Consider the following 20,980-nt stretch of genomic DNA (forward strand, 5'->3'; position numbering starts at 1 on the left):
ATCACTCTCTTGGTCCGCCCGTGGCCACCGCGGCGGTAGCATGCCCGGATGATCGACGAATCGGCCGTCACGGCGCACGTCGAACGCATCGCGGACGGGTTCATCGCGCGGGCCGGCGACCTCACGGCCGAAGTCGTGAAGGTCTACACCCGCGAGCTGCCGAACCTCGTCTACGACGACGAAGCCGTCGTGAACCTGCTTTCGGCGAGCCTGCTGCAGAACCTCGACACCGTCCTTCGAGTCTTCCGGCACGGCATCGACCCCGGCGAAGTCCGGGCGCCCGCCGCGGCCATCGAATACGCTCGGCGGCTGGCGCAACGCGGCACCCCCGTCATCGACCTCATCCGGGCGTACTTCCTCGCCCAGAGCACTCTCATCGCCCATGTGCCCGCCGAAGCCATCAAGCAGTCGGTCGACAGCGAGATGCTGGGCGCCGTCATCGAGCGGTACATGGCCGGCGCCTTCGCCTTCATCGACCGGGTGACGCAGCAAGTCGTTTCCGCCTACCAAGACGAACGAGAGCACTGGCTGCTCGATCGCAGCGCGGTACGCGCGGCGCGAGTGCGGGACTTGCTCGGCAGTGACCGCGTCGACGTGGACTCGGCCGAAAAGACGCTCGGCTACCGGCTACGCGGACGTCACCTCGCGGCTGTCGTCTGGTTCGACGAGACGGCTGCCAAGCCTCGCACACTCGAATCGATGACACGGGCGATCGCGGAGCACCTGCCCACGTCGGCAGCCCCGTTGATCGTTCCGGCGGACGAACAGTGCCTGTGGGCGTGGTTCCCGCTGGCAGCGGGAACCACCCTCGACGACGACCTCATCCGCCGCGTCGCGCAGACCGTCGCCCCAGGTGTTCGGATGGCGCTGGGCGACCCTGGCGACGGCGTTGCCGGCTTCCGCGACAGCCACGAACAGGCCGGCAGGGTGCACGCCCTCGCCGCGATCGCGGGTGACCACCCCGATCACTGCCTCACCTTCCGCGATGTCGGCACACTGGCCCTGATGACGTCGGACCTGCCGGCGACGCGCAGCTGGGTCACCGGCGTCCTCGGCGAACTGGCCACCGACGACGAACAGCACCATCGCCTGCGGGAGACCCTGCTGGTCTTCCTGACGACCGGTGGTAGCTACACCGCGGCGGCGACCACGCTGTCCATGCACAAGAACTCGGTCCAGTACCGCGTGCGGAAGGCGGAAGAGCTGCTCGGCCACCCGATCGCCGACCGGCGGCTCGAGATCGAGCTGGCGCTCAAACTCTGCCGGCACGTCGGTCGAGCACTGCTTTCTTTTCAACCGTGAAGCCGGCAAATAGGTGCCCCAGCCCTCCCGGCCGTCAATGCGGACACAGGCAGTCTCACCAGGACTTCGCCTCCTCGTAAATGCCTTCCGCTTCAGCGCGTCGCGTGAGGTATTTGCCTTTCCCGCCAAACGGATCCGTTTCCGGTAATCCACGAAAAACAACCTTGTGACCTGCCGGTCATGTGTTTCGGCATCATTGACCGGACAGCACCAGGAGGACCGGATGAGGCTATCGCGGATTGCCACCGTCGCCGCTCACTTCGGCCGCGACCTCACGTTCGGCACGGCGCGCGTCGCCGCGCTGATCGAGGAAGCCCGCCAGGCCGGAGCGGCGGTTCTGGTGCTGCCGGACGGCACGCTCGGCGGCTCCTTCGCCGACTTCGGCCGCTCCGATCCCGAGCACCTGGCACCGGCGCTCGACCCGGACGGACCCGAGGTGCGCGCGGTGACGGCGCTGGCCGCGGAAATGGTGGTGTGCTTCGGCTACACCGAAGCGGGCCGGGGAAACGAGCGGTACTCGGTTGCCGCGTGCGTGTCCGGCGACGGCGTGCTCGGCCGGCACCGCAAGGTGCACCTCTCCGCGGCCGAGGCGCTGCACCGGCAGCCGGGCCGGGGGTTCGCCGCCTTCGACACCCCCGCCGGCCGGGTCGGCATGCTGCTCGACTACGAGAAGGCTTTCCCCGAACCCGCCCGCAGCCTCGCCGTCGATGGTGCCGAAATCGTCGCCTGCCTGTGTTCGTGGGCGACCGGTAGCCGAGCCCCGGCACTCGCGCGCGATCGCCAGGCGCGGCTCTTCGACGTCTACGACTGCGTCCGGGCAGCCGAAAACCAGGTGGTTTTCGTCTCCGCCAACCAAGCCGGTGTCCTGAACGGAACACGGTACCTCGGCTTGGCCAAGATCGTCGGCCCGGACGGCACCACCCGTGCCCGAACCGGTTCCCGGGCCGGTCTCGTCGTCGCCGAGCTGGATGTCGAGGGGGAAATCGCCGCGGTGCGCCGCGTCCGCGATCACCTCGAGGAGCGGAAGGGCGCTACGCCGAGCGTCGCTTGACCCGGCTCAGCAGAGCGTCGAGGACCAAGAACACCAGCAGGCTCGCGCCGATGAGCGGCAGGACCCACGCCAGCACCGCGATCCCGAGCAGCACCGCGATCAGCGGGCCACCGGCCAGCTGCCGCCACACCGGACGCGGCAACGACGTCCACCGCCCCTGGTACGGGTGGTGGATCCACCACATGCGGTACCCGAGCGCGAGCAGCACGAGCGTCGCGACCGCCACCAGCGCGAGGACGATCTGGTTCGCCAGTCCGAACAACGTGCCGGTGTGGAACTCCGTCGCCAGGGCGCTGAGCTTCGCGGGCAACGAGTAGTCGCTCCAGCCGATCCGCTCGGTCACCTCCGCCGTGTACGGGTCGATCGTGACCGCACCGCGGTGGATCGGCAGTCCCTCCGCCACCTCCGTGGCGGTGTAGGGCGCGTCCGGCCGCGACGGTACGGCCACGGCCAGCTCGCCGCTCAGCCCCGCGGCCTCGGCGGCCGCCACCGCGCGGTCGATGCCGATCGGCTCCGCGCCCGGCCGGACCGGCACCGGGGCCGCGGCCAGTACCGGGGCACGCAAGTGGATCGGGTCGGTCGACGCGTCCGCGCGCCCGCCCGCGAACTGGCTCATGAGCAGTCCGGTGACCGCCACCACCAGCAATCCCGCGGTGAGCCACAACCCCGCGGCGCCGTGGATCGCGCGTAGCCGGGTCCAGCCCGTCTTGTCCCGGGTGGTGGGCAGGAGCACTTCGCGCAGCGGGCGCTTGCGGCGGGTACGGGCCAGCCACAGGATCACGCCGCCCACGGCGACGAGGGGCACCCAGCTCGCGGCGAGCTCGGCGTAGAGCCGGCCCGGCTCGCCCAGTTGCAGGTTGCTGTGCAGCCGGCGCAGCCACGTGTTGGCGGGCAGCCGGTTCTCGACCGTGCTCAGCTCGCCGTTGATCAGGCCGGTGTACGGGTCGACGAACACCGTGCGGTCCCCGGGCGGGCCGGGGACCGCCAGCACCACGCGGGTCGTGCGGTCGGCGGCGGGCGGCGTGAGGACGGACTTCAGCGTCGCCTCGGGGTGCGCCGTGAGCGCCGCGCGGACCTGGTCGGCGAGCGGGCGGCGCACCTCACCGACGTGGTTCACGTGCAGGTCGGCCCGGTAGAGGCTGTCGTGGATCTGCGGGCTGAACACGTACACGAGCCCGGTCAGGCACAGCACCGCGAGGAAGGGGGCGACGACGATGCCCGCCAGGAAGTGCAGCCGCCGGGAGACGAGCTGGAGGACGGTGCTCAGGCGCGGTCGCGGTGACGGCCGGGTGGCCCGGTGCGAGGGGACGGTGGGGGTCGAAGACAAGGCGGCTCCCGCACGGCTGGAAGGGGCGTTCATCTCACGTCGATGGGCTGCTTGACGGTCTGCGTGCGGCCGTCCCCGGCCCGCAGCGTCAGTGCGAGCTCCCAGCGGCCGGGTCCGGCCGCGCTCGCCTGCCCCGTCCAGTAGCCGGCTCCGGCGCGGTCCAGCGGCACCGGCGTGGGGCCGAGCGCGGCGGTCACGGTCGTGTCGGCGCTCTGCGGGGCCAGCACCGACACGAGCACGTCGAGCCGGCCGGCCGCCGGGATGACGACGAGGTCCAGCGCGCCGGTGTCGTACGCGAGCCGTGTCGGCGCGGCCTGCTGCCGGATCGCCGCCGGGGACCGACCCGCCGGGCCCTGCGCGTGCGCGCTCCGGCCGGGATCGAGCGCGAGCAGCGTCGCGGCGGCCGCGGTGCTCAGCACCGCCGAACCCGCCACCGCGGCGATCCGGCGCGCCTTCACCGGATGCCGCGCCACGAGCCAGGCGAGGACGGCGAGGGCCGCCGCCAGCGCGAGGGCGCCGGCGGGAAGCCAGCCGAGCCGGTGCCCGAACCAGGCTTGCGCGGTGCCCGCGACGGCGAGCAGCGCCGCGCACCCGGCGACCGACCGCGCGAACCGGGAGACCGTGTGCCGGTGCCGGGCGACCGGGTAGCGCAGCAGCACCAGGCCACCGGCCGGAACCGCGAGGGCGACGAGGAGGCCGATGTCCGCGGCGAGCGCGAGCACCGGCGGGGCGCCGGGCGGCCGTGGGTCGGCGAAGGTCCAGGTGGCGAGGACCGCGGCCGCGCAGCCCAGCACCGCCGCGCCGCGCAACCGCCGGTCGCCGGCCGTGGCCGCGGGCGGGCTCTTCACCAGCAGCGCGAGACCGAGCGTGGCGGGGACGAGCGTGGCCAGGCGGGCGAGCAGCGCTCCCCCGGCGCCGGACTCGAAAGCACCCGCCAGCAGCCGCGGGTCGAACGCGTCGCGCCACGGCACCCACGCCGCGTACGGCCCGAACGACACCAAGGCGACCAGCGTTCCGCCGGCCAGCAGCCACCAGGTGGTCTTGACCAGCCGGCGGGTGGCCCGGGTCCGCGCGGCGGCGGGCCCGATCGCCGCGGCGAAGAACGCGAGACCGGTGAGCAGCACCATCGCCGCGACCGCCAGTGTCCGCGCCGTCAGGTGGACGGCCGCCACGACCGGGTCGCGGGTCGTCTCGATCTCGGGCACGCCGTCCGGCTGGATGGGGTAGGACACGTCGAACGTGAAGGAGCCGCTGACCGGCTCGAGCCGGCTCGACGGCACGATCCACGCCACGGCGTAGGTGCCTTCGTGCCGCTCCGCCGGCATGGGCACGGAGATCGCGTCGTCGCGACCGTCCGGATGGGACGGTCGCGTGTAGACGACCTGGCTGCCGTCGGGGTCGAGGACGCGCACGGTGGCCAGCGCGGCCGGCACCGGGCGGTCAAAGGTCAGCACGACGGCGTCGGGCGACTTGACCACTTCGGTGCTGCCCGGGGACGTCGTCAGGAGCACCGGATCCCCGGTCACCGCCGGGGTCACGGCGAGCAGCGCGCCCCAGCAGGCGGCGACCAGGAGCAGGAGCGCGACGAACCGGCCGGCACCGGCGCGCGACCGCGGCGGCGCAACGCGAGGACGCTCTTTCACCGCCGTCATTCGACGCCCACCTCGGCGCGTGGCGACTCGGGTTCCGGCGCGGGCGCGTGCAACCGGCGGCGGTGGGCCCGGTACCCGACGACCCCGATCACGACGAGCGCGAGGCCGAAGGCTCCCCACAGCACGGCGAAGGGCGGCCCGCTCGTGCTCTGCGGCACCTGGTCCATCGGGACCGCGGCGTCGTCGACGGCCGGAAGCTGTTGCTGCGCACCGGGTTCGGCGGCGGGTGCCACCGGTCCGGCGCCGAAGGTGATCGCCGGAGCGGGCGAAGTCGCCTGGTTCCAGTGCGCGACCGTTCCGTTGGCGAACGTCTGCGTCGCCTCGAACAGCAGCCTCCCGTCGGCGGGCAGCGGCCCCATCGTGACGAGGAACTGCTCGAACTGCCTCGGCGCGACCGCACCGCCTTCGACGACGAGGGTGTCCGCGACCTCGCGGACCACCGTGCCGCCGGCTTCGACCGGCGGGTTCAGCGGCCGCGGGCGGACGGTGGCGGTCCACCCCGGCGGCGCGTCGACCTTGACGTAGGCGACCGGCGGGGTGGGCGGGAAAAGCAGTTCGAGGCGGGTGGACTTCGTGTCGGTGCGCTCGTTGGCCAGCCGGAAGGCGAAGGTGTGCGTACCGCCGCCGTCGACGCGATCGGGCACGATGGACACTTGGGCCGCCGCGGGTGGCGCCAGTGCCAGCACGCCCAGCACGGCCGTGAGCAACGCGAACAGGGAACTGCGGTGCGCCATGGGATCTCCTCGGACGGCGGGGCCCGGGGCCGGGTGCGAACCCCGGCCCCGGACCACTACCGTGATGGTCAGCAGGCGGACTGGGTGATGGGGTTGAGCTGCCGGCAGGTCAGCTGCGCCCGCCAGTTCCCCTGGTTCTGCTGGACCCAGCCGTTGTAGACCAGCGGAACGGCCAGCACGCCCTGGCCGCCGTAGCCGGCCTTTCCGGCGATCGAACCGTCCATTTTGGTCGTCGCCGTCGGGTCGAGCGTCAGCTGGCCCGCGACCTTCGCGTCGTCGATGGCACCGTCGCCGTTCGGGTCGACGTCGATGATCTGCATGACGTTGGCGAACTTGTTCGACACGTAGCCGTAGTAGCCGCCGCCCTTCTTGGCCCCGAAGTTGATGCCGTGGCAGCCCGCCGCGCACGGCAGGTCCTTGACGATCTTGTCGATCCTCGGGTCGATGACGCTGACCGTCTGGGACAGCACGTTCGCCGCGAGCATCGCCTTGCCGTCCGGGGTCACCGGCAGCTGGATCGTCAGGCCGCCGAACGGGGCGCCGGCCTTCGGGCCGTCCTGCGGGCTGTAGTTCGCCCACAGGTCGATCGTCTTGCTGTGCACCTTCTGCCCGTTGTCCACGCAAGCGGGCGCCGCGAGCGAAACGCAGGTGATCGATTCGCCGGTGAAGTCCGCCGTGTAGAACTTCGAGGAGTCCGGGGTCATGCTCGAGGCGATCGGGAACTGGCCCGTCTTCTCGGTCCGGACGGTGCCGGTCGGCAGGTCGATCACCGACGCGTTGTTGGTCAGCACGTTCGGGGTGACGACCGTCTTGCCGTCCGAGCTGGTCCAGTGCGCGTGCGGGTGCCGGACCTCACCGGTCGGGCTGACCGTGATCTTCCGGAGCACGTTCGTGCCGCCCGGCGCCAGTTCGACGACCTCGTTGCCGGCGTTGATGCCGATGACGAGCTTTTCGCTGCCCGGCTCCGTCATCACGTGCGCCGGGTTCTGGCCGACCTGGGTCTGCCGGACGAACTCACCCGTCTCCCGGTCGAACACGTCGACCTTGTTGGAGAACCACTCCGTTTGGTAGAGGTACTTGTAGTCCTTGTCGGTCCACATGTTGTGCGGGTTGTTCATGTTGATCGACGGGGCGCCGATCTTGCGGTCGACCGTCCAGTTCGTCACGTTGACCTTGGTCGCCGAACCGACCGCCTTCTTGCCGGCCCACTCCTCGACCTCGGTGTCGATCCACACCTCGCCGACGCCCGGCGTCGCGGGGGGCTGATTGCCCTTCGACAGGGTCTTCGGGTACGAGAACTTCTTGTCGAAGTAGGCGTCCAGGTTCGGGATCAGCACCGGGTTGCCCGCAGCGTCGTACTGCAGGATCGGCACCGGCGGCTGGATCGCGTTGAACTTGTTCTCGGAGTCCGGCTTGAACTGCTGCCAGTTGTTCGGGTTGGTGATGTTGAAGAAGGTGTTCACCAGCCGGTTGACGATGTCGGAGTTGGTCGGGACGACGAGGTTGCGCGAGTTGATCATCGACGCCTTGCCGAAGTCCAGGCCGATGGTGAGCGGGTCGTCGACCACCACCGCGCCCAGCATGTACGGCGTCACCATGTCGGTGAAGGCGTACAGCCCGGGCTCGGTCAGCTGGATCGACCGCCGGCCGAACATCGCCCCGCCGGGCATGTCGTAGGGGAAGCCCTCCGCTCCTTCGGGAGCGATCAGGCCCATCGGGTCGCGCGCGCCGGTCGACTCCTTCGGGTCGACCACGAAGTTGACCGTCACGGGCGGGCCCTTGACGGCGAACTGGGCGAGGTCGTTGAGCGCGCCCTGCAGGTCCAGGCCGACCGGCAGGGAGTTCAGGTTGAGCGGCTGGTCGGCGTGCATCGTGGTCAGCTGCTGACCGAACTGCGCCAGCAGGTTCTCCGCCTTCGCCGCCGCCGGCGCGGCCTGCCGGTTGGTCGCGCCGATCGACTTCACCGCGGACAGGGTGCTGTCGAGGTTCAGCGCCTTCCCCAGCTCACCGCCGAGCGAACCGAGCAGCGGGACCTGGCCGAGGAGGTTCTGCGTCAGGTTGCCGACCGCACCGGCGAGGTCGGAGTTCAGCAGGCTGGACAGCTCACCCCCGGTCGTCAGGCCGCCCAGCGTGCCGAGGCGGGGCATCTCGGCCACGGCGAGCGACTGGTCGCCGAACAGGTTGAGCCCGGAGTCGAACCACTTGCCGTTGTCGTCCTTCATGTGGAACGTGATCGGCACGGGGCCGACCCCGATCGGCTGCTGCGCCGAGGCCGGGACCGCGGCCATCGCGGAGGCGCCGAGGGTGGCGACCGCGAGGGTGACCGTGACGGCCGACTTGGCGCGACGCCGCCTCGTGCGGGCTCCTGGCGGAGCTTCTGGGGACATGGGCTTCCTTTCGGTATTCGTTCGGCCCGGCGGGAAACGGGCCGTCCGGACGCAGGAAAGTGAATCACGAACCCGGCGGGGTATTCCCGGCTTTTCTGTTAACGCGACGTGAAATAATCAGCCCTGAAATGCAGGCGTCTGGTGAGCAATTGTGTCCATAAAAGCGGAGAAACTATTTGCGTTGAATAGTTCCCGGTTCAGCCGAGCAAGCCGAACACGGTGCACAGCAGCGGTCCGAGCAGTCCGCTCGAGTCACATTCCGGGGCGGGCGGCGGCGCGGGTTCGGTCGGCGGGGGTTCCGACGGCTCCGGCGGCACCGGCGACGTCTCGGGCGGCGGCGCCGAAGTGGGCGGCAGCGGCGGTTCTCCGGACGGCGGCGGGTATTCCCCCGTCGGCGCCGGTGGCCCTGGTGTTCCCGGTGGCGTCGTGACCGGGACGCCGCCGGTCACGACGGGCCGGTCGGGGAGGGCCGGATCCGGCCCGGGCAACGACGGCGGTGACGTCGGAGCCGGTGCCGCAGGAGGCGGACCGGGCGGCGTGGCCGAGGGAACGGCCGGCGACGTCGTTCGCGGAGCGGCGACCTGGGCCACCCACGGCCGCCGCTCGTCGCCGAGGTGGCCGGCCACCGTCCACAGTGCCCAGCCACAGGAGGCGGCGGCCAGCAGGGCCGCCAGCCAGGTTCCGAGTTTCTTCGTCGTCACGAGCATCTCAGAGGTCCAGTACCAGCTTCCGGCCGCAGGAGCGGGACACGCAGATCATCATGGTTTCGTTCGCGGCCTGCTCCTCGTCGGTGAGCAGGGAGTCGCGGTGGTCGGGGAGCCCGCCGAGCACCGGGGTTTCGCACGTGCCGCACGTGCCTTCGCGGCACGACGACAGCACCGGCACCCCGGCGTCTTCGGCCACCTCGAGGATCGACCGGTCGGCGGGGACCGTCAGCGTCAGGCCGGACCGGGCCAGTTCGACGTCGAACCCGGCCACGACCCCGGTGATCTCCTTGGGAGAAAACCGTTCCAGGTGCAGTTCGAGGCGCCGGCCGGCGCAGGCCGCCTCGGCGGCGGCCAGCAGCGGCTCGGGTCCGCAGCAGTAGACCGCGGTGCCGGCGGCCGCGGTGCTCAGCACCCCGGGCACGTCGGGCAGTCCCGCCCGGTCGCGCGGCCACAGCACCACCCGGTCGCCGTGCTTCTCGAGCAGCTGTGTGGCAAAGGCCATCGACGAGTGCGACCGGCCGCCGTAGAGCAGCTGCCAGTCGGTGCCGGCCGCGTCGGCCGCCGCCACCATCGGCAGGAGCGGGGTGATGCCGATGCCGCCCGCGAGGAACAGGTACCGCTCGGCCGACACGAACGGGAAGTTGTTGCGGGGGCCACGGATCCGGACCCGGTCACCCGCGAGCAGCACGTCGTGCACGAACGCCGATCCCCCGCGCCCGGCGGGCTCGCGCAGCACCGCGACTTCCAGCACCGAGCGGTCGCCGGGATCACCGCACAGGGAGTACTGGCGCACGATGTCCGGTCGCAGCAGCAGATCCACGTGGGCGCCCGGCGTCCACGGCGGCAGCAGGTCCCCGGCGGGGTGGCGGAACACCAGCCGGACGACGCCGTCGGCGATCGTCTCCTTGTGCGCCAGCAGCACTTCGAGGTCGAGGTCGGCCGAAGGAAGGGTGTTGACGGTCATGGCTCTCCCGGTTGTCCGCGTCGGTTCGCCCACCAAGTCAAACCAGCACCGGAAACAGCGGCATGGCTGAGAAATGAATTCCGTGTATCGCCGTTTTCACGGCGCACGAGAGGAGCGGTGAAGTTTTCCATGACCTCAACTCGGCTCTGTTGTCAAATACTACTCATTCGCGGCGACACCGCAAGACGTACTTGTTCCGTTCTCGGAATTCAGCCGAGTGTGAAGCGCACCGACAGCCGGCCGGCCCGGGGCTCCGGCCAGGCCCGCAGCAGTGCGTCGTGCTCGACGGGCCATTCGCAGACGACGAGGTTGAGGCCTCGGCCGAACTGGCCGGTCAGCCGCGTCAGGAACTCGTCCGCCTGCCGCCCGTCGAAGGCCCCGCGCCGCGCCTGGAAGAACACCATTCCCCGGTGTGACAAGGCGAGCAGGAGGTTGACGTCGCCGTAGTAGTCGCGGAACCCCGTCAGCAGGTTCTGCCGGCTCGCGACCGGGCCGCGCCGCGAACCGGCCGGCTTGTGCGGGGTCGTCCAGGCCAGCCAGAGGACCTCCGCGTCCGGGTTCCATTCGTTGCCGGGCACCGGTTCGCGCGGCCGGCCCGACAGGACGCGCCCGCGCCGCATCTCCAGCAACCGCTGCTCTTCCACCAACCCCCAGCGGGTCAGGTACTGCGACACCGTCGGCGAGCTGATCAGGATGCCGAATTCGCGGCGGACCAGTTGGGAGATCGCCTGCCGGGTCCAGAGCCGCTGGGGCAGCCCGCACAGCTCGGGCAGGCCGGCCACGATCGTCCGCACGACCCACGCCTGCTGCTCGGCCGACAACGCGAACTGCTCACCGGGCCGCCGCCCCCGTCGCCGCGGCCGGAACGCGTCGTCGCCCTCGCGCTGGTAAGCGGCGACCCACGCGCCGACGGTCTTGCGCGAGACCCCGAACAAGCGGGCGACCTCCGCGCGCGTCACCCCCGCTTCGACAGCCGCGACCGCTCGCCGCCGGAGCGCTTCCAGTGCGTCCGCGGAGAGGCTGCGTGCATCACGATCGGTCACGGCCAAGTCCCGGATGATGGCAGCTGCGCTGCTCATGAGGAATGTCCCTTCGTGAACGGGATGTCACCACTCGTCCCTCCTGCGAAGGTCGCCGTAACCGGGCGGTAACGGAGCTTCGCGGGCGGCGGGATCAGCGGGAGCGGCGGACACCCCACCTGCGCACCAGCTGGGCGCTCACCGCGGCCAAGAGCAGGATCCCCGCCAGGACCGGCCAGGAGAGCTCGTCGCCCGGCGGCGCGGCCAGTGCCTCCCCCGAGCCGGCCGAGCGCCGCGCGTCGAGCACCACCGGAGCTCCGCTGCCCGCCTGCGGCATCCCCGAGCCGGCGAACACCGGGAAGCCGTCCCCCGGCAGCCGGCCGGGGATCGGGGTGCCGAACACCGCGCCGCCACTCGACGTCGGCCCGGGCACCGCCGCGACCGTCCACTGCCGGCCCGCGACGGGTGTGCCACCGCTCGGGGAACCGCCGACCGCACCGGGCGGCGCCGGGTCGGCAGGGGGCGTCGGCGAGGAGCCCGCGGGCGCCTGGCCGCGCACGAGGATGCCGCAGAGCGAGGCGAGCGAACTGCGCACCGCGGACACCAGCGGGGTGAGCACCGGCGCGAGCACGGGAAGCTCGCCGAGGCGCGTCACGACCGCGTCCGCGATCCGGGTTCCCGGGATCTCCGCCTCCCCGGCGGGGACGGTCCCCACCGGGATCGGGGCCGTGGTGGCCCAGATCGACCGGAAGGTGCCCGTCAGCAGGCCCAGCGGGTCCAGGCCGGACAGCGCGGACACCAGTGGCTCGGCAACCGACGTGGGCGCCAGCGCCACCTGCTCGCCCGGCACGCCGGTCACCGTGGCCGAGCAGCCCACCACCGTCGCGGGGGTCTCGGCCGCGATCGCGGGTGTCGCGCTCAGGAAAGTGAGCGCGACGGCGCCCGCGGTCAGAAATGGGGTGGTTCGCACGTGCCGCCTCCTCGGGCGCCGGACTCTTGGCCCGGTCTCAGGTATTCGCGGTCCCGATGTGCCAGTCTGGGAAAACTCCGACGACGGCATGGTGACAGCTTCACGGCTTTCTTGACCAGCAGGGCGAAAACGAGCGAGAGGGTTCGTTGCGGCCGTGTTGCGATCACTGGACCCGGCGCCTCTACCAGGGCTTATGCCTACCGCAGCGGAATGAACCCGGAAACAGCGCATCGACCGCGACAGGCAAATACCGGACACCCGTCGACAGGGCGGCTGAGGTCGCGATCGAGGCGGCTGTAACCCTTTCAAAGCGAACACGGAACCCCTTTCCGGCGAAATCACCGGCCGCGATCCGGAAACCGGGCAACTGTTTACGCCGGGGTAACACGCCTTGGGCGCAAGAAAAACCGCCGATCCGGATTCCGGATCGGCGGTCGTGGGGCGCCGGGTTCAGGCCGGCCGTGCCTCGCCGTCGTCGAGCAGCGCCGCGTGGGCGGCGGGCCAGTCGTGCGGGACCAGCCGGACGTCACGGCCGCATTGGATCCGCAGCCGGCGCCGGAACTCGCCGATGCCGGTGAACGGCGTCGTCGCGGCGAGGAAGTGCAGCGTGCCGCGGCCGCTCACCGCGACCAAGGCGTGCAGCGCACCTTCGCCCGTGGGCGACCGCGGGCGGGTCCAGGTCACCAGCAGCGTTCCCGGCGGGCACCCGGGTCGCCGGCAGAAGACGCCGTCGCGGCCGGTCAGTTCCCACCGCAGCAGGTACTTGTCGATCGTCGTCCCGGCCAGCGCGAGACCGCATTCCCGCGCGATCAGCTCGGCAACGGCCTTGCGTGTCCACACCAGCCACGGCAACCCGGCCTCGTCGGGCGGCCCGGCGGCCAGGAGGTCGACCACCCGGCCCTGCTGGGCCGCGGACAGGACCAGCTGCTCCCCCGTCCGGCGGCCGCGAGGCCGGGGACGCAGCGTCGACTCGCCCCCGGACTCGTAGGCGCGCACCCAGGAGCCGACCGCTTTCCGGGACACGCCGAACATGTTCGCGACCCTCGTCTGCGACAACCCCGAGCCGACCGCGGCCACGGCCTGCCGGCGCAGCTGTTCCAGTGCCTCCGTGGGCAGGCTTCGAGCGCCCGGCCCTCGCTGGACCTCCACCATCGCCACCCCATCCGGTTCGTCGGGCTACAGCCGGGCTTCTTCCCGCTCGGGAGCTTCACCGGCGGCTTCGGGCCGCCCGCGGGGTCGGTGGCACAGCCGGCGAAAACAAACGCTCCGCGCCCAGTACGCGACCGACAATGTCCACATCGGACACTCGAAGGCGACCGGAGCGAGACTCGGCGGTTCCGGCCGCCCGATCCGCGGCGAAGGCGCGCACATGGTCTTCCCCTTCGTGGATTCCCCATCGTGACCGGACCATTCCCGGTACGGCCGGATGGCGGAACGGAGATCATGGTCCGGCCAATGGTGCGGGACCACATGACCGATGGATGACGCCACTGTTGACAGCTCTTTACCGAAAGCTCCCCACCGCGGCGGAGGGCGGTGATCCGGCGTGCGTCGCGGGCGGGCTGCCGAGAAAGGTGCCACACCATCCGCGCGGCGCCGGACTTCCCCGGCGCGTTCTTCCACGTCAGGCTAGCAGTACAGCCGCCCTATCGCCCGATGGAGTGAGTCACCTATTTGCCTTCGCGTCTTTTCCTTGACACCGGCTCTCCGGCCTTCTGGCGTGTCGAAGGCCTAGTGGTCACCGATCACCGCGGCATCCGGGAAGACGTAGTGGACGTCGGAACCCCGATCGAACAGGCGCCACTGCTCGATCGGGCCACCGCAAGCCGGGAAGACTTCGATCACGACGGCACCCGTCAGCTCCAGCGTTATCGTCCCCGCCCGGCCCAAGGTCGCCGTTTCGACGACGTACTCGACGGACTGGAAACGCTCGCTCACCTGTCGCGCCCTTTTGTCGAACATCGTCTCGTTCTTCCGGTAGGCCTCGGCCGGGTCGGCGTCGGCCGTTGCGGGGTAGGCCGTGTCCACCGTGCCGAACCAGGTCGACTCGCCGCGGGTCACCCTGAACGGGCATTGTGCGTGCAGCCAGGTTTCGACCTCGCCGCGGGCGAATCCGACTTCGGCGATGTTCACCGTCCTGCTGAAGCCGATCACCCTGGCCGACACCAGATCGGCCAGGGCCGCCTTCAGCTCATCGACCGTCGACAGCGGACTCATCCTCCACAGAACAGGTGCAGGCCTTCACGAAGGATTCCATTGTAGTCGAGCCCACGGTGGCTGATCGCGTCGTGCCAGGTCCGCCGGTCGGCTTCCGTGAGCCGCTTGCCGAGCTGGGAAGCACGCCGCTGGATCTCCCGCCAGGCACTGTCGGCTTGCTCCTGCTGGACGTCCCGGCTCTTCGACGTGTGCCAGCCGTCGTCGTCATCGTCGTCGCCCGGATCCCACTCCATGTCCTCGAAGCGGCCGATGCCGCCGGCCATGGCAGCCGTCATGCCACCGGCGGCCGCGCCGGCCGCGCCGATCACCGCGACGGCGCCGGCGTCGATCGCGATCGCGCCGCCGACCCCGACGGCGATCGCGCCACACGGTTCGAGGACGGCGCAGGCGCCGATGGCCAGCGCCGCGCCGGCGACCATCAGGCCGGCGGTGAACGAGCTCCAGAAACTGCGGCCGGTCGGATCGGTGTAGTTGAGCGGGTTGCCGCCGGTGTAGGCGTACGGCGTGCGGGTCTGGTCGACGAGGGGGTCGACGGTCAGGAACTGCGCCGTCCCGGGGTCGTAGTACCGGGCGCGGAGGTAGACCAGCCCTGACTCCGAGTCGGTGTACTGCCCGGTGAACTGCAGCGGTGTCCGGGCGGTGCCCGCGGCGGTCACCCGGCCGTACGGGGTGTAGGTGTAGCTGCCTGCGACGGCCCCGGCGTTGTTCAGCAACGCAACGGTCGACCCCACCTGGTCGTGCACGTACCAGAACGAGCCGCCGGCACCGATTTGTTCGATCGGGGTGCCGCCCGGGCCGTACAGGTAGCTGTTCGTCCCGTCGTTCAGGAGGTTCGGTGTCGCTTCGGCGTCCCAGACGAACCGGGTGGTGACCCCGGCGGCCGTCTTCGAGACGCGCAGGTCGTCGCCGTCGTAGGCGTAGGTCGCCTGAGCCGGCCCGGTGAGGCTCGTCAACCGGCCGACCTGGTCGTAGCCGTAGGTTGCGGAGCCTGCTGTCTTGCGTTCGCCGAGGTTGTCGAAGGTGTACCCGGTGGCGCCGGCCGGAACCGTTCCACAGCTGGGATTGCTCACCGTGCCGCTCGGCAACGACCAGCACAGCCGGCCGGCCGGATCGAACGCCTGAGTGGCGGCGCCGACGGTGACCGGGTTGTTCGCCGCGTCGTTCGCGTAGGTGGTGGCGCCGTCCGAAGCGAGCTGTTCACGGACGGAATAGCCGAAGTTCTGGGACGTCGAGCCCACCGTACGGGCCGACAGCTGGCCCATAGGGTCACGGCCGAACGTCATCGACACCGCGGTAGCGGTCCCGGCCGCGGCCGTCGTGCCGGTCAGCGCATCGGTGTCGTCGTAGCCGTCGGTGACCGTGATTCCGTCCGGATAGGACGTGGTCTTGACGGCATTGTCGTTGTCGTAGCCGAACGTCGTCTTGTTGCTGTTCCAATCGGTCACGGTCTTCAGCCGCTCGGCGTCGTCGAAACCGCGCACGACCGGCGTCGCCTGACCCGGGTAGGTGATGGAGGTCAGGTTTCCGTTGTCGTCGTAGCCGTAACCGACCACGGTGCCGGAGCCCTGCTTCTGCGAGGTGATCTCGCCGAACGTGTCGTAGGTCCAGGTCGAGGTGCCGGTGCCGTCGGTCATCGACACCCGGTGGCCCGCGGGGTCGTACCCGTAGGTGACTCCCGGGGTCACTCCGTCCGAATAGGACACCGTCTTCGGCTGACCGGCCGCGTCGTAGCCGATGGTGACGACCCGGCCGTCGGGGTCGGTCGTGGACAGCGCCCGGCCGGCCGGATCGAGGTGCGAACCGGTCGTGCGGTTGCCGGCGTCGGTGCGCGAGTTCTTCCGTCCCTGGCCGTCGTAGCCGTACGTCGTCTTGGCGTTGAGGCCGTCGATGGTGTCGGCGACGGTTCCGTCCGGGTTGTGGTCGGTGATCTGCGTCGTGTTGTCCGCCTGCGTCACCTTGCTCAGCTGGCCGACCGGGTCGTAGGCCGAGGTCGTGGTGTGGTGGTCGGCGTCGGTCACCGAGGTCTGGTTGCCGTCGGCGTCGAAGCCCGCGGACGTCTGGTGGCTGAGCGCGTCGGTGGTCAGGGTGACGTGGCCGTGCGCGTCGTGCCCGTAGACCGTGCACCCCTTCGCGGGCGGGGTGCAGCCGGGGACGACTCCGGCCGCGACGCCGTTTCCATCCACAGTGGACGTCTGCAAGCCGGTCTGGGCGTCGTAGCCGAATCGGGTCTTGTCCCCGGCCCCGTCGGTCACCGAGACCTTGTTGCCGTAGCCGTCGTACTCGGTGGTGGTCGTCTTGCCGTTCGGATCCGTCGTGCGGGTCCGGTCGCCGGGGTGGGCGGCGTCGTCGTAGTAGTAGTTGGTGGTCCGGACCGGCGCCGGGCCGAAGTTGCCGGTGGTCGATTCCACGACGTTGTTCGCGCGGGTGATCGTCGTCGAGGTGGGCACCCGCACCCCGATGGCCCCGGCGGGGACGTGGCCGGCCTGGTCGAACTGGCTGACCGTCGCGACGCCATCGGGGTCGATGGTCTCCACGAGGTTTCCCGCGTCGTCGTAGAGGTGGTCCGTGGTGAACCCGAGAGCGTTCGACTCCGAGGTCTTGTTGCCGTGGTCGTCGTAGGTGAAGGTCTGCAGATCGCCGTCCGGATCGGTCAACGTGCTCACGCCCAGGGTGACCGGATCATAGGTGTACGAGGTGGTTCCCGCGTCGGACGTGCCGTATCCCTTGGTCTCCGAAACCAGCAGGCCGTTCTGGTAGGTGTCCAGCTTCTGGTGCCCGGCCGGATCGGTCACCAGCGTCTGCCCGGCCGCGAGGCCGCCGTCCGGGCCGTAGGTGAACGTCGTGGTGTGCCCGTTCGCGTCGGTCTGGGTGTGTACGCGTTCGGCGCTGTCGTAGACCATGGACGTCGCCGCGGACGCTGGTCCCGCGTAGTTCGCCGGGGAACGCATCGACGTCATCAGGTGGTTGCCGTCGTAGGTGTACTTGGTGTGGTCGTCGTCCTTGAGGGCCGGCGTACGCGTGGTCCCGACTCCGTAGACGTCCGTCAAGTTGTCGCCGGCGTCGTACCCGTAGGTCACCTGACGCCCGGCGGTGTCGGCGAGACCGGTGATGTGGTTACCGGTCCAGGTGAGGGTGTACCTGCGGTTGCCGGGATCGGTGACGGTGGCGAGGTGGCCCGAACCGTCGTAGGCCAAGGTCGTCTGGTACTGCGGCGAAGCCTTGCTCCCGGCCAGGTCGGTCTCCGCCGTCAAGTGTCCGCTCGCGGCGTCGAAGGTGAAGATCTGGTTGCCGCGCCGGGTGTAGACGTACGAAGAACCGGACTTCACCAGTGTCGCGTCGAAACGGGGTGCCACGGGCGTGTAGCCGCCACCGCTGCCGACGAACGTGACGGAGGATCCGTCTTCCTGCTTGACGGTGACGTTCCCGGTCGAGGAGTCGGTGACCGCGGTGCTGTTGTAGGAGAAGGTCCAGCCCCAGCCGAACGGGCCGTCGGCCGAGAGTGTCTTGTTGGGGCCGTTGGGGTCGGCGATGCTCTCCGCGTAGGTGCGGTTGAAGTCGAGCGCCATGCCGCGGCCGGGTGTGGCGAGGTCGGTGAAGCTGTCGCCGAAGTAGCCCGTCGAGGTGTCGACCGGGTCGCCCGCGGTGCGGCGGGCGCAGCCGCAGGCGATGTAGGCCGGGTTGGACCCCTTGGGAGCGTCCTGGATGCCCGGTGGGCCGCCGATCGGCTGTCCCGGCGTCCCGCCCTGGGGGACGAACGCGACCGCGTCGAACGCCACGTCGAAGTCCGAATAGCCGAAGCCGCCCTGGTCCTGCGAGCTGCCGTTGTTGTTCAGGGTGACGTTGCCGCCGTTCTGCATGGCGAACGTCCCGATGGTCACCCACTGCTCGGAGTTCCACGCCTGGTTGACCCGGATCTTCCACGGCGTCACCCCGCCACCGGGATTGATGTTGTAGACGACGTTCGTCGCCTGCGCGCCGAGGCCGGGCAGGTGCAGCTTGACCTTGTAGTACTGCAACGACGGCAGGTTCGGCGTCCAGACGCCGGTGTTGATCAGGGCCGGGTTCGAGCCGTCTTCGGTGTGGGTGAACAGCACCCGGCCGCCGAGGCCGGTGCCGAGCTGGTGGGTGTCGATCGCGCCGATCGGGTCGCCGGCGGAGTTCGTGCCGTAGGTGTAGGTGAACGTGCCGTTGCCGGACCAGTTCGCGCCACCGCAGCCCTGCAGGTTCAAGCGGTTCGGCTCGTCGTCGACGATGATCGACCCGCTCGGCACCTTCGAGGTGTCCTGGCTGCACGTGGGTGGGTTCTGGGTCGGGTTCGCCGGCTCGCTCCCTCCCGAGACCGCGTACGGGCTCGTCGCGCACGTCGTGGCGCAGCTGGGGATCCACGTCACCGGGTTGTGCCACCAGCACTGGAAGTCGTCGAGCATGCAGTGGCTGGCGCCGGGGTTGGAGGTGTTGGTGTTGTTCGGGTCGCACTGGTTGGCGGCCAGCGAGCACATCGTGGTGTACGGCGCGGGCTGTACCCAGTGCTGCCCGCCGTTGTACGTCGGTTTGGCGTAGGCCGGGCTGCCGTAGCGGATCAGCGGGCTCGCGGTCCAGCCGAGCACGCGCTCCTGGTACGGCCAGCTCGCCGGGTGCGCCGCGTCGGCGTAGGTGTCCTGCAGGTACGGGTCGCGGTTGGGCGGGTAGTCGAGGTTGGCCGGGTTGTTGGTCCAGCCGAGGCCCCAGGTGCCGTGCGGGCCGGTGCAGGACGGGCCGGGCGTGCAGCCGGTGGTGTTGCCGTTGGCCGCGTTCGGCTGGATGCCGGAGTTGTACGCCCAGGCGGCGAAGTACCAGTTTTCCAGGTAACGCGGGTCGGCGTTGTTCGCGGTGATCCCGGCGCTGTAGAGCTGGTTCCAGGTGGTCTCGAGGATCTGCAGGCCGGCGGCGATGTTCTCCTGGTAGTCGACCGCGACCTTCCACTGGCCGTGCTCGGACAGCGAGTGGTCGCCGATGTGCATGCCGTCGGTGACCTGGCTGATCCCGTAGCCGCAGTCGGAGGCGGCGTAGTTGATGGAGACGATGTCGCCGCCGGCGCCGTAGTAGCTGGCGATCAGCGGGTCGCCCGCGGTGCCGGCGGGGGCGTGCCAGGAGGCCTGTGACCAGTTCGACTCCTGGGCCATGATGCCTTCGAAGATCGACCGCGGCACGGTGTTCGTCCCGCCCGAGGGGTGCGACAGCGGGATCAGCGGGAAGTCGCTGTTGGGCGCGTACGCGACGAGGCCCAGGTTGCCGAAGCCGGCCGGCCGCGTGTAGGCGCTGCCGGTGAGCAGGCCCTGCTCGGCCATCTGCACCGCCCAGTTGACCTGCGCCGGGTTCGGCTGCATCACCTGGCGGTTGGCGTTCAACGGCGGCACCGCGCACTTCGGAGTCTGCGCCTGGGTGGTGTTCGTCGTCTGCGGCGCCGCGTCGGCCTGGGCGCTCAGGCGGTTCTGGTGCGGGGCCTGGGCGGCCTTCGGGGCGACGGAGTACGTGGGCACAGCGGTGGCGACCTTGGCCGCGCTCGGCGGAACCGCGGGCGCGAAGACCTTGCCCGTCTTCGTGGCCAGCACCGCGGGCGTGGATTTGTGCCCGTCGGCGTCCGGGCCGAGCAGGGCGTCGCCGTCCAGCGACGCGGTCGAAGCCCCGCGGGCGAGGTTGGTGTCCGCGACCGCCGTGACGTCCGCCGCGGCCAGCACACTCGCGCCGGCCGGCGTCGCGCCGGAGAGGATGGCGTGCCCCGCGCGGCCCTGGGACAGCTGCACGCGGGTGAGGTCGCCGGTGCCGAGGGTCGTGACGACGCCGCCGTGCTCGTGAGCGGCGGTCGCGACCTTCGCGCCGGATGCGGTGTGCAGGAAGCTCACGCCGCCGTCGGCCGAGGGGCGGAGGTCGTACACCGACCCGGGCACGGACGCGATCACGGCGGGATTTCCCATGGCGGGCACGGAAACCAGGCGGTTGCCCGCGGCCCCGACAATGCCGGTCCGGGTGGGCACGGCCGAGGTGATCTGCCCCGGCGCGGTGATCGCGCCGGTGATCTTCCCCGCGGCGAGGTCGGCGGTCAGCAGCTTCGTCTTCTGGTCGGCCGCGACGGTGAACACGGCGTCGTCACCGGCCCCGCAGCCGGGCGAGTAGTACTTCAGCCCGACGCCACCGGCGAGCGCGTGCACCTCGCCCGAAGCGAGGTCGACGGAGTAGGCGAACGCGCCGTGATCGCGTGCCGCCTGCACGTTCACCGCCGACGCGGGCAGGATCGCGAGCGCGGCGAACCGGCCGTCCCCGGACAGGCACTGGTAACCGGTCCACGACGAGTCGTCGAAACCCGCCGGGTGGATCAGCGCGATCTCGTGCCAGGCGAACCCGGAACTCTCCCGGCCGACTTCGAGGTGGTAGCCCTGCGCGTCACCCCAGCCGTCGACGACGACATCCGCGGACTTCGCCGCGTCCGGGCCGAAGTCGGCGGGCTTCGCGGCCACGACGCCACCAGACCTCGGGTCGGCCGGCGGCTTCGCTTGGGCAGCCGAAACCACGCCGGCCGTCAAGGCGACAACACTCACGAGCAGGGTGAGAGTTCGGGCAAGCCGGAGCAAAGCCCGGATGATCGATCTTTTGCGCGCAGGAACGACCGAACC

At 70.7% G+C, this 20,980-nt stretch carries 13 protein-coding genes; 2 read left to right on the forward strand and 11 right to left on the reverse strand.

What is annotated here, in order from left to right; translation table 11 throughout:
• The first annotated feature begins 48 nt into the window (after nt 1-48).
• The gene (locus tag ACERZO_RS39655) at nt 49-1,302 is read left to right on the forward strand and encodes a PucR family transcriptional regulator (protein WP_372671152.1); all 1,254 of its coding nucleotides are present in this window, start codon (nt 49-51) and stop codon (nt 1,300-1,302) included.
• 223 nt (nt 1,303-1,525) lie between these two features.
• Complete coding sequence (locus ACERZO_RS39660) at nt 1,526-2,353, forward strand: carbon-nitrogen hydrolase family protein (protein WP_372671153.1); 828 nt, start codon at nt 1,526-1,528, stop codon at nt 2,351-2,353.
• Here ACERZO_RS39660 and ACERZO_RS39665 read toward each other — a convergent pair.
• From ACERZO_RS39665 to ACERZO_RS39715, 11 genes are all read right to left on the reverse strand, one after another.
• On the reverse strand, nt 2,334-3,680 hold the full coding sequence (locus ACERZO_RS39665; protein ID WP_372671154.1) for a PepSY-associated TM helix domain-containing protein: 1,347 nt from the start codon (nt 3,678-3,680) through the stop codon (nt 2,334-2,336). The two genes, ACERZO_RS39660 and ACERZO_RS39665, sit on opposite strands and share 20 nt — an antisense overlap.
• Nucleotides 3,681-3,709: 29 nt before the next feature.
• A complete protein-coding gene (locus tag ACERZO_RS39670) occupies nt 3,710-5,332 on the reverse strand; it encodes a copper resistance CopC family protein (protein ID WP_372671155.1) in 1,623 nt (540 codons plus the stop codon).
• Nucleotides 5,329-6,066, reverse strand: coding sequence for a DUF1775 domain-containing protein (locus tag ACERZO_RS39675; RefSeq protein ID WP_372671156.1), 738 nt, complete (start codon nt 6,064-6,066; stop codon nt 5,329-5,331). Before ACERZO_RS39675 ends, ACERZO_RS39670 begins: the two co-directional genes overlap by 4 nt.
• Nucleotides 6,067-6,134: 68 nt before the next feature.
• Nucleotides 6,135-8,453 carry a YncE family protein gene (locus ACERZO_RS39680; protein WP_372671157.1) on the reverse strand — a complete coding sequence of 773 codons (2,319 nt, stop codon included), beginning with the start codon at nt 8,451-8,453 and terminating at the stop codon, nt 6,135-6,137.
• 197 nt (nt 8,454-8,650) lie between these two features.
• Entirely contained in the window at nt 8,651-9,160 is a 510-nt protein-coding gene (locus ACERZO_RS39685; RefSeq protein ID WP_372671158.1) for a hypothetical protein, read from the reverse strand.
• A 1-nt stretch (nt 9,161) separates the two neighbouring features.
• A complete protein-coding gene (locus ACERZO_RS39690; RefSeq protein WP_372671159.1) occupies nt 9,162-10,124 on the reverse strand; it encodes a PDR/VanB family oxidoreductase in 963 nt (320 codons plus the stop codon).
• A gap of 209 nt (nt 10,125-10,333) precedes the next feature.
• Complete coding sequence (locus ACERZO_RS39695; protein WP_372671160.1) at nt 10,334-11,203, reverse strand: helix-turn-helix domain-containing protein; 870 nt, start codon at nt 11,201-11,203, stop codon at nt 10,334-10,336.
• A gap of 94 nt (nt 11,204-11,297) precedes the next feature.
• The gene (locus ACERZO_RS39700) at nt 11,298-12,113 is read right to left on the reverse strand and encodes a hypothetical protein (protein ID WP_372671161.1); all 816 of its coding nucleotides are present in this window, start codon (nt 12,111-12,113) and stop codon (nt 11,298-11,300) included.
• 450 nt (nt 12,114-12,563) lie between these two features.
• A complete protein-coding gene (locus ACERZO_RS39705; protein WP_372671162.1) occupies nt 12,564-13,265 on the reverse strand; it encodes a helix-turn-helix domain-containing protein in 702 nt (233 codons plus the stop codon).
• Nucleotides 13,266-13,844: 579 nt separating this feature from the next.
• The gene (locus ACERZO_RS39710; RefSeq protein WP_372671163.1) at nt 13,845-14,330 is read right to left on the reverse strand and encodes a hypothetical protein; all 486 of its coding nucleotides are present in this window, start codon (nt 14,328-14,330) and stop codon (nt 13,845-13,847) included.
• Nucleotides 14,327-20,824 (reverse strand): RHS repeat-associated core domain-containing protein, encoded by a 6,498-nt coding sequence (locus ACERZO_RS39715; RefSeq protein ID WP_372671164.1) that lies wholly within the window; start codon nt 20,822-20,824, stop codon nt 14,327-14,329. Before ACERZO_RS39715 ends, ACERZO_RS39710 begins: the two co-directional genes overlap by 4 nt.
• Between the last annotated feature and the right edge of the window lie 156 nt (nt 20,825-20,980).

The sequence above is a fragment of the Amycolatopsis kentuckyensis genome, assembly GCF_041679295.1.
GTDB lineage: Bacteria > Actinomycetota > Actinomycetes > Mycobacteriales > Pseudonocardiaceae > Amycolatopsis > Amycolatopsis kentuckyensis_A.

Coding starts and splice junctions, on each gene's coding strand:
- ACERZO_RS39680 (WP_372671157.1), bottom strand. CDS start 8,453: ATGTCCCCAGAAGCTCCGCCAGGAGCCCGCACGAGGCGGCGTCGCGCC.
- ACERZO_RS39690 (WP_372671159.1), bottom strand. CDS start 10,124: ATGACCGTCAACACCCTTCCTTCGGCCGACCTCGACCTCGAAGTGCTG.
- ACERZO_RS39675 (WP_372671156.1), bottom strand. CDS start 6,066: ATGGCGCACCGCAGTTCCCTGTTCGCGTTGCTCACGGCCGTGCTGGGC.
- ACERZO_RS39660 (WP_372671153.1), top strand. CDS start 1,526: ATGAGGCTATCGCGGATTGCCACCGTCGCCGCTCACTTCGGCCGCGAC.
- ACERZO_RS39705 (WP_372671162.1), bottom strand. CDS start 13,265: ATGGTGGAGGTCCAGCGAGGGCCGGGCGCTCGAAGCCTGCCCACGGAG.
- ACERZO_RS39655 (WP_372671152.1), top strand. CDS start 49: ATGATCGACGAATCGGCCGTCACGGCGCACGTCGAACGCATCGCGGAC.
- ACERZO_RS39685 (WP_372671158.1), bottom strand. CDS start 9,160: ATGCTCGTGACGACGAAGAAACTCGGAACCTGGCTGGCGGCCCTGCTG.
- ACERZO_RS39695 (WP_372671160.1), bottom strand. CDS start 11,203: ATGAGCAGCGCAGCTGCCATCATCCGGGACTTGGCCGTGACCGATCGT.
- ACERZO_RS39670 (WP_372671155.1), bottom strand. CDS start 5,332: ATGACGGCGGTGAAAGAGCGTCCTCGCGTTGCGCCGCCGCGGTCGCGC.
- ACERZO_RS39710 (WP_372671163.1), bottom strand. CDS start 14,330: ATGAGTCCGCTGTCGACGGTCGATGAGCTGAAGGCGGCCCTGGCCGAT.